An 8,351-nucleotide genomic window follows, 5' to 3' on the forward strand; every position below is an offset into this window, starting at 1 on the left:
TGATGCGGCTGGTGAACGAGGGCGCGCTGGTGCCGCTGCCGCTGCGCAGTTTCGCCGCCGACGAGGCGCAGGAGGCCTTCCGCCTGATGCAGCGGTCAGGCCATATCGGCAAGGTGGTGATCCGCCCGCCCGCACCCCCCTGTGCAGGCCCGCCCCGAGGTGCCCGCGCTCTATCGCTGCGACAGCGAGAGCGTCTCGGTCATCGCGGGGGGCGGCAGCGGGCTGGGCCTGGAACTGGCCGATCGCCTGATGCGCAACGGAGCGCGGAAGGTTGCGGTGCTGGGCCGCTCGGAGGCGCCCTCCGAAGCGCTGCGCCGGGCCATGGAGCGGGCCGGCGACCGGGGCGGAGAGATTCGTTATCTCTGCTGTGACATCGCCGAGCGTGCCGAGGTTGCCCGGACCTTCGCGGCGTTGCGTGACTGGGGGCCGCTGTCCCTCGTGGTCAATAGTGCCATGGTGCTGGAAGACATGCGGCTGGCCGAGCTGAGCGCGCCGGTCATGGCCCAGGTCATGGCGGCGAAGGTGGCGGGGACAGAGAACCTGGATGCCGAGACCCGCGGCGATTCCCTGCGCAATTTCATCGTCTTCACCTCGATGGCGACGCTGATCGGCAATCATGGCCAGGGGGCCTATGTCGCCGCCAATGCCTGGGCCGAGGCGCTGGTGCGGCGGCGCCGGGACACGGGGCTGGCGGCCCTCGCGGTCGGCTGGGGCGCGATCAGCGATGCGGGCTACCTGACCCGGGATCACGAGACGGCCCGGCTGTTGCGGCGGTTCGCAGGCGGTATCGACTTTGGCGTGCGCCAGGCCCTGCGGGCGCTGGATCAGCTCATGGCGCCGGACCAGCAGGTGATCCGCGATCCGGTCCTCTGGGTCTCGCCCATGTCCTGGGCCGGCCCCGCGCAGGGCCTGCGCCTGCTGCGCGGCCCGACCCATGCCGTGCTGCAGGCGCTGGGACAGCAGGCCGGAGAGGGGCAGGACAGCGATGACCTCCGCGAGGCCCTGCAACGGCTCTCGCCCGAGGCGGCGGCGCGGCGGCTCGGCACCTTCCTCAGCCGCGAGATCGCCCGCATCCTGCGCGTGCCCGAGGCCTCGCTTTCCCTCACCCGCCCGGTTTCGGATTTCGGGGTCGACAGCCTGATGGGCGTCGAACTGGGACTGGCGGCGCAGCAGGCGCTTGGCGACGACATTCCGCTGATGGCGATCTCGGACGCCCAGAGCATCGAAGAGATCTCGGCCCGGCTGGTCGCCCACGTCCAGGGCGGCACGCGCGGGCACCAACTGGCCGATCTGGCGGCCCAGCACATGCGGGTCGCGCTGAGCGGGCGCGAGGACGGTGAAGACGACGGCAAGATGGAGGCAGCGGAATGACACGGCAGCAGGCCGGTCCCGGCCTTGGTCCCACGGCTCGCATCGCCGCGCTCGCGGCGGCGCGGCAGGCAGTCGCCGCCACTGCGGGGCAGGCCTCCTCGTCGGGCCGCCGCGCCCCGGGCCCCTCCACGTTCGGGGCGGCTCCGGTCCGCGCAGGTCCGGGGCCGGACCTGGCCGGGCCACAGGGCGGGCGCTGCCGGTCCTCGCGCCCCGCCGGGCTGGCCACGCACGAAGGCCTGCGCCAGATGCAGCTGCTGGAGCAGGCGGGGACGGCACTCGGCCTCGCCTCGCCCTACTTCCGTCTGCACGAGGGGCATGCCCGCACCCGCACGCGCATCGCCGGGCAGGAGGTGCTGAACTTCGCCTCCTACGACTACCTGGGCCTGAACGCCGACCCGAGGCCCCGTGCCGCCGCCCACGGGGCGCTCGACCACTACGGCATCTCGGCCTCGGGCAGCCGCATGGTCTCGGGGACGCGGCCGGTTCACCTGGCGCTGGAAGAGGCGCTGGCACGGCACTACGGATGTGAAGCGGCGCTGAGTTTCGTCAGCGGCCATGCGACCAATGTCAGCCTGATCGCCACCCTGATGGAAGAGAGCGACCTGGTGCTCTCGGATGGCTATATCCACAACTCGGTCAGCACCGGCATGGCGCTGTCGCCGGCGGCGCGGCGCAGCTTTCCGCACAACGACCTGGCCGCGCTGGAGCGCATTCTCGAGAACGCCCGCCCGCTGCACCGCCATGTGCTGATCGTGGTCGAGGGGCTCTATTCGATGGATGGCGACCTGCCGGACCTGCCGCGCCTGCTGGCGTTGCGGGATCGCTACGACGCCTGGCTGCTGATCGACGAGGCCCATGCCCTCGGGCCCGTGGGCCGCACCGGTCGCGGGGTCTTCGAGCACTTCGGCATCGCCCCCTCAGAGGTCGACATCTGGATGGGTACTTTGTCGAAAAGCCTTGCTTCGACAGGGGGATACGTGGCGGGCAGCGATGAGCTGATCCGGCTGCTCGCGGCGCGGGCGCCGGGGCATGTCTTCTCGGTCGCCCTGCCGCCCTGCCTGGCCGCCTCGGCGCTGGAGGCGCTGCGCCTGCTCGGGGACGAGCCCGGGCGCGCCGCCTCGCTGCAGGCCAACGGGGCGCATTTCCTGCGCCGGGCGGCCGAGCTGGGCCTCGATTGCGGCGCGGCCATCGGCGCCGGTGTCCTGCCGGTGATGGTGGGGGACAGCGCGCTGGCCTCCAAGCTCTCCGAACGGCTGCTCGAGGCGGGCATCAATGTCGCCCCGGTGACCTTCCCCGGCGTGCCCATGGGCAGCGCGCGGCTGCGATTCTTCCTCTCCGCCGATCACCAGCCCGAGGAGATCGACACCGCCCTGACGGCCACCCGCGCGGCACTGGACCGGCTGGCGGCGGAGGGGTTCAGCGGGGTCGCCGGACTGATGGGGCAGGAGGTCTGAGATGGATGCAAGCCGCCCGCGCAGCGCGCCGAAGCGCATCCTGATCGTCGGCGCCGGGCTCTCGGGCGCGGTGCTAGCGCGCGAACTGGCCGAGGGCGGGCACGCGGTCACCGTGCAGGACGAACGCCGCCATGTCGCCGGCAATTGCCACACGGAGGAGGACCCGCGCAGCGGCATCATGGTCCATGCCTACGGCCCCCACATCTTCCACACCGCCGATGACGAGGTCTGGGCCTATGTCAATCGCTTCGCCGAGATGATGCCCTTCCGCCACCGGGTGAAGGCCGTGGCCGGCGGGCAGGTCTACTCGCTGCCGATCAACCTGCACACCATCAACCAGCTCTTCGGGCGCAGCATGACCCCGGACGAGGCCCGCGCCTTCATTGCCACCCAGTGCCGGGGCGGCGAGGACGATCCGCAGAGCTTCGAAGACCAGGCCCTGCGCTTCGTCGGAAAGAGGATCTACGCCACCTTCCTGCGCGGCTACACGCGCAAACAATGGGGCGTCGAGCCGGCAGAGCTTCCGGCCTCGATCCTCAGGCGCCTGCCGCTGCGTTTCGATTACGACGACAGCTATTTCGACCATCCCCATCAGGCCATTCCGCGACGGGGCTATACCGACATGGTGGCGGCGATCCTGGCGGCGGAGCGGGTTTCGCTGCGCCTCGGGGCCCCCTTCGAGGGGCGGGCAGAGGGCTATGACCACGTGATCTACACCGGGCCGCTGGATCGCTACTTCGGGCGCGATCTTGGGCCGCTCGGCTACCGGACGCTGGATTTCGAGCGGATCGAAGAGGCGCGCGGCGATGCCCAGGGCACCGCCGTGGTCAATTACTGCGACGAAGAGGTGCCCTATACCCGCGTCACCGAGCACCGCCATTTCGCCCCCTGGGCCGAGGCCGATCCGCACCGCAGCCTGTGCTTCCGCGAGTACAGCCGCGACGCCGGGTCCGGGGACACGCCCTATTATCCGCTGCGCCTGCTGAACGACCGCAGGCGGCTGTCGCAGTATGTCGCGCGGGCGAAGGCAGAAGCGGGGGTGACCTTCGTCGGCCGCCTCGGCACCTATGCCTATCTCGACATGGACCGCGCCATCGCCCGGGCGCTGGAAACCGCGCGGGTGCTGGAAGACCACTGGGCGATGGAGGCGGCGGCTCCGGCCTTCGTGCATGAACCATGAACGTCGCCGGCATCTTTCCCAACGAACCGACCTACCGCCTGCAAGAGCTGCTGTTCCCGGCCGAGGGGCGGCCTGCGGATCTCTACCTGACGGCCGAACCGGCGGTGCGCCAGGCGGGGGGGCAGCTTTACTGCGCGGCCGGCACGCGGCTGGATTTCGGGACCTGGTTCAATGCGCTCTACCTCGGCTTCTGGATGCCCCATTCGCGGGTCGCGGACCTGGCGTTGCGGCTGTCGCTGCGCGGCCGGGCGCGGATCGCGGTCGAGCTGCGGCGGGGCGACCGGCCACCCCGCCTGCTGACCCTGCAGGAGATCTCGGGCGAGGGAGAGACCTTCGTCTTGCCGCTGAAGGACACCGGGGAAGAGGGGCACCTGGCGCTGGTCATCGACTGCCTCGGCCCGTGCCAGATCCTGCATGGCGCCTTCGTCACCGGCACCGAGCCCGACCCGGTGCGCCTGTCGATCGGCATCTGCACCTTCAACCGCGAGGACAAGCTGGCCGCCACCCTGGCGGCGCTGGCGGGCATCCGGCGCAGCCTGCCCGAACTGGCCGAGGTCTTCCTGGTCAACCAGGGCGGGGCCCTCGCCGACCCTTCGGTCCGTGCCGGGGCCGACCGCCTGGGGGCGCGGGTGATCGCGCAGCCCAATCTCGGCGGGGCGGGGGGCTTTGCCCGGGGCCTGGCCGAGGCGCTGCAAAGCTCCGCCGGGCTGACCCATCACCTGCTGATGGATGACGACATCGCCCTGGATCCCCGGATGATCCGGCGGCTGACCGATGCGCTTTCCTTCACCGGCGAGGCGCGCGCGCTCGGCGGCGCCATGCTGGAAACCGAGCGGCCCCGCGTCCTGCACGAGGCCGGCGCGCGGCTGCGCCCGGGCTGGCACGTGGTCTCGTTCGGAAGGGGACGCAGCCTGGTGCGGAAGCGGACGCTGGCGCTTTTCGACCGGGTGCCGCCGGCCGATTACACCGGCTGGTGGTTCTGCGCCCTGCCGCTGGCGGCCGTGCGCCGCGCCGGGCTGCCGCTGCCGCTGTTCATCCGCGGCGACGACATCGAATTCGGCTGCCGCCTGGGCGGTCTGGGCGTCGACAGCCTGCCGCTGCCCGGCTGCGGGGTCTGGCATGATGCCTTTGCCGCCAAGGCCCGGCCCTGGCTGACCTACTACGACTACCGCAACCTCCTGATCAACTCTGCCCTGCGGCCCGATATCGCGCGCGCGCCTCGCCCGGTCGAGGTGCTGGGCGCGCTGATCTCGCGCCTGCTCTGTCACCAGTACGGCATGGCCCGGGCGGTCGAGGCGGCGGTGCGCGACTACCTGTCGGGCCCCGATGCCGTGCTGGGAAGCGACCCCGAAGGCCATCACGCCCGCATCACCGCGCGCTTCTCCCGCGAGGACGGAGATACCGGCCCCGCCGCGCCCCCCGCGCGACGCCTGCCGCCGCTGCCGCAGGGCCTGGCGCGCCAGGTGCTCTATTTCATCGCCCGGCTGGCGCGGCTGACCCTCGCGCCGGCGCGCGGACCGGCCCCGGGGCAGAGCCTCTCGCTCTATGAGATCAACCCGGCCACGGTAGGGCGGGGGCCCTACCTCAGGCGGCGCGACCCGGAGGGCGGGGACTGCCTGCTGCTCTGCCCCGACCGGCGCCAGCTCTGGGCCGGGGTGCTGCGGGCGCTGGTGCTCTGGCTGCTCTTCCTGGCCCGGCATCGTGCCCTGGCGCGGCAATGGCGGGCCGGGGTGGCGCGCCATGCCACGGCCCCGTCGTGGGAAAGGAGGTTCGGCAGATGAGGTCAGATCTTCTGCAGCACGGCGGCGAAATCGCAGCGCAGGCCCTGCCGGTATTCCTCGTATTCCGGGGTGCCGGGCAGGTCGGCCCAACGTCTGGCATAGGTCCGCAGCGGGCGGGGCAGCCGTTGCAGCGTCGCCTCGCGGCGCGGGATATCGGCCTGGAGCGCCGCGAAGGTGGCCGGGGCGATGTCGCGATAGCTCAGCAGGCGCAGGCCGGCTGGCCCGGCCGCGCCCTCCAGCTGCCGGCGCAGCCGCTGGTGATCCCCCCGCCGGTACCCGCCCGAGAGCGAGATCACCCCGCCCGGGGTCAGCTGCGGGGCAAAGAGCTCGAGGAAGGAGGGCAGGCCGATATAGGTCGGCGTTCCGACGCCGGTCACCAGGTCGAAGGGCCCGGGCAGGGCCGCGCGCGGCGACAGGATCCGCGCCCCGGGCAGGCTCCGACGCGCCAGCCGCCGTGCCGCCGCCGCGCGCTCGGTGCCGCAGAGCCGGGCGCGGGGGTACAGCCCCTGCATGTAGAGCAGCCCGCCCCCGGGCCCGCAGCCCACGTCGAGGATCCGGCGCGGCATGGGCGCAGCCCCGGCCTCGGCCGGATGGGTGCGGGCGACGAAGTGATACATCATCGCCGCATGGGCCTCGGCCTCCATGCCGGGGGGCGGCGCGAAATCCGCGGCCAGCGGCAGGTAGCCCGAGTTGAAGAACAGCTCGTTCCGGGCCGGCCCCAGCAGGTAGGCGCATTCGTATGAAACGAGGTCTAGCAGGTGATATCCCAGCCGGGCCAGCGGGCCCTTGCGGTGGCTGCGCAGGAAATCGGGCATGGCGGGGGCATTCTCCTCGGGGCCGGCCCCGGGGCGGGGCGGGCGGCTGATGTCATACTTGCATCCGGTCGCCCGCCCGGCCAACGCCACCAAGGTGCTCTTTCTGCAGGGGCCGCCCTCGGGCTTCGCCCGCGCCCTTGGCGGCGAGCTGCGGGCGCGTGGTGCCACGGTATTCCGGGTCAACCTCTGCATCGGGGACTGGCTCTACTGGCATGGACGCGGCACGCGCTCCTACCGGGGCAGCCTGGCGCGCTGGCCCGACTGGCTCGAGGCCTTCTGCCGGGCGGAGGGCATCACCGACATGCTCTATTTCGGCGACCGGATGCCCTATCACGTCGCCGCCCGCGCCGTCGGAGAGCGCCTTGGCCTGCGCTTGCTGTCCTACGAATACGGCTACCTGCGCCCCGACTGGATCGTCGCCGAGCCGGGCGGGCAGGGAGCCTTTTCGCTTCTGACTGCCGAGCCCGCGCGCCTGCGCGCCGCCGCCTGGGGCCTGCCGCGCCCCGAGTTGCAGCGCCGTTTCTCCTTCCCGCCCGAGGCCGAGGCGCGCGGGGATGTCACCTACCACCTGTCGAACTACCTCGCGGCGGGGCTCTATCCGCGTTTCCGGCGTGATCGCCGGCACAATCCGGTGGTCGAATATCTCTCGTACCTGCCGCGGCACAGGCGGGCGGCGCGCGGGGTCGGTCAGGCGCAGGCGCTGGCGGCAGAGCTGCGCCTCGCGGGGCGGCCGTTCTTCCTGGTCGCGCTGCAGATGCAGGGAGATTACCAGATCCGCGCCAATTCACCCTATCGCGACCAGCGCGATTTCCTCGACGAGGTGCTGACCTCCTTCGCCCGCGCCGCCCCGCCCGCCGCCTGGCTGGTCGTCAAGCTGCATCCCCATGACAACGGGCTGGTGCCCTGGCGGCGTCACCTGGCGCGGCGGGCAAAGGCCCTTGGGCTGGCGGGGCGGGTCCATGTGCTGGACGGCGGCGCGCTCGAGGACTGGGCGTTGCGGGCGCGCGGGCTGGTGACGGTGAACTCGACCGCCGGGCTGATGGCGCTGAGCCGGCGCTGCCCGGTGCGGGTGGCAGGGGTGGCGATCTACGACATGCCGGGGCTGACCCACCAGGGCCGGCTGGAGGACTTCTGGCACGCCCCGGCGCCGCCCGATCCCGAGCTGCTCCATGATGTGCTGCGGGTCTTTGCAGCGCATCTGCACGTGCGCGGCGACTTCTACGGCGCCGAGGGCCGGCGCGCGGCGGTGACGGCGCTGGCCGACCGGGTGCTGGGTGGGCCCGAGCCGCCCGACATCTTCGAGCCCGTGCCGCCGCGCCTAGCCCGCGCCCGCGCCCTAGGGGTGCCGCTGGATGGCTAGCAGGCATCGCGACAGGCCCGCCCATGTCGCCATCGCGGGCGGCAGCCGGGGCATCGGCGCCGCCCTGGCGCTTGCGCTGGCCCGGCCCGGGGTGCGGCTGGCCCTGGCTGCCCGCGACCCCGGCACGCTGGAGGACCGGGCCACCGAGCTGCGCCAACGGGGCGCCGCGGTGCGGCTGCACCCGGCTGACCTGGCCCTGCCAGGGGCGGGGGCCGACTGGCTGGCCGGGCTCGCCGATCCGCTGCCGCCCGACCTGGTGATCATCTGCCTCGGCCTCTTCGGCGGGCGTCCGGCGCCGGGCATGGCGGAACCCGAGGCGCTGTCGCGGCGGCTGATCGAGGTGAACCTTGCCGGTGCCATCGCCCTGGCCGAGGCGGCGGCGGCGCGGAT

At 72.5% G+C, this 8,351-nt stretch carries 7 protein-coding genes and 1 pseudogene; 7 read left to right on the forward strand and 1 reads right to left on the reverse strand.

From position 1 onward, the window contains the following. Nucleotides 1-2 precede the first annotated feature (2 nt). From OS124_RS28380 to OS124_RS0117645, 5 genes and pseudogenes are all read left to right on the forward strand, one after another. A pseudogene (locus OS124_RS28380) lies at nucleotides 3-110 on the forward strand (hypothetical protein); the annotation flags it as partial. Nucleotides 111-141: 31 nt separating this feature from the next. Further along, nucleotides 142-1,371: a beta-ketoacyl reductase gene (locus OS124_RS0117630; protein WP_010141175.1), complete on the forward strand. Its 1,230-nt coding sequence runs from the start codon at nucleotides 142-144 to the stop codon at nucleotides 1,369-1,371. After that, complete coding sequence (locus OS124_RS0117635; RefSeq protein ID WP_010141176.1) at nucleotides 1,368-2,825, forward strand: aminotransferase class I/II-fold pyridoxal phosphate-dependent enzyme; 1,458 nt, start codon at nucleotides 1,368-1,370, stop codon at nucleotides 2,823-2,825. The genes OS124_RS0117630 and OS124_RS0117635 overlap by 4 nt, the downstream gene beginning before the upstream one ends. A 1-nt stretch (nucleotide 2,826) precedes the next feature. After that, nucleotides 2,827-4,005, forward strand: coding sequence for a UDP-galactopyranose/dTDP-fucopyranose mutase family protein (locus tag OS124_RS0117640; protein WP_010141177.1), 1,179 nt, complete (start codon nucleotides 2,827-2,829; stop codon nucleotides 4,003-4,005). Further along, nucleotides 4,002-5,786: a glycosyltransferase gene (locus OS124_RS0117645; protein WP_010141178.1), complete on the forward strand. Its 1,785-nt coding sequence runs from the start codon at nucleotides 4,002-4,004 to the stop codon at nucleotides 5,784-5,786. Before OS124_RS0117640 ends, OS124_RS0117645 begins: the two co-directional genes overlap by 4 nt. A gap of 2 nt (nucleotides 5,787-5,788) precedes the next feature. Here the strand turns inward: OS124_RS0117645 and OS124_RS0117650 are convergent, their stop codons facing one another. Continuing rightward, nucleotides 5,789-6,601 carry a class I SAM-dependent methyltransferase gene (locus tag OS124_RS0117650; RefSeq protein ID WP_010141179.1) on the reverse strand — a complete coding sequence of 271 codons (813 nt, stop codon included), beginning with the start codon at nucleotides 6,599-6,601 and terminating at the stop codon, nucleotides 5,789-5,791. 49 nt (nucleotides 6,602-6,650) lie between these two features. On the opposite strand from OS124_RS0117650, the gene OS124_RS25140 reads away from it, so the two are divergent. Together OS124_RS25140 and OS124_RS0117660 are read left to right on the forward strand one after the other, a co-directional pair. After that, nucleotides 6,651-7,961, forward strand: coding sequence for a capsule biosynthesis protein (locus OS124_RS25140; RefSeq protein ID WP_168161486.1), 1,311 nt, complete (start codon nucleotides 6,651-6,653; stop codon nucleotides 7,959-7,961). After that, nucleotides 7,954-8,351 (forward strand): SDR family NAD(P)-dependent oxidoreductase (locus tag OS124_RS0117660; RefSeq protein ID WP_010141181.1); only part of this gene is annotated, 398 nt, incomplete at its 3' end. The genes OS124_RS25140 and OS124_RS0117660, both read left to right, overlap by 8 nt.

Source organism: Oceanicola sp. S124 (genome assembly GCF_000220565.1).
Lineage (GTDB): Bacteria > Pseudomonadota > Alphaproteobacteria > Rhodobacterales > Rhodobacteraceae > Pseudooceanicola.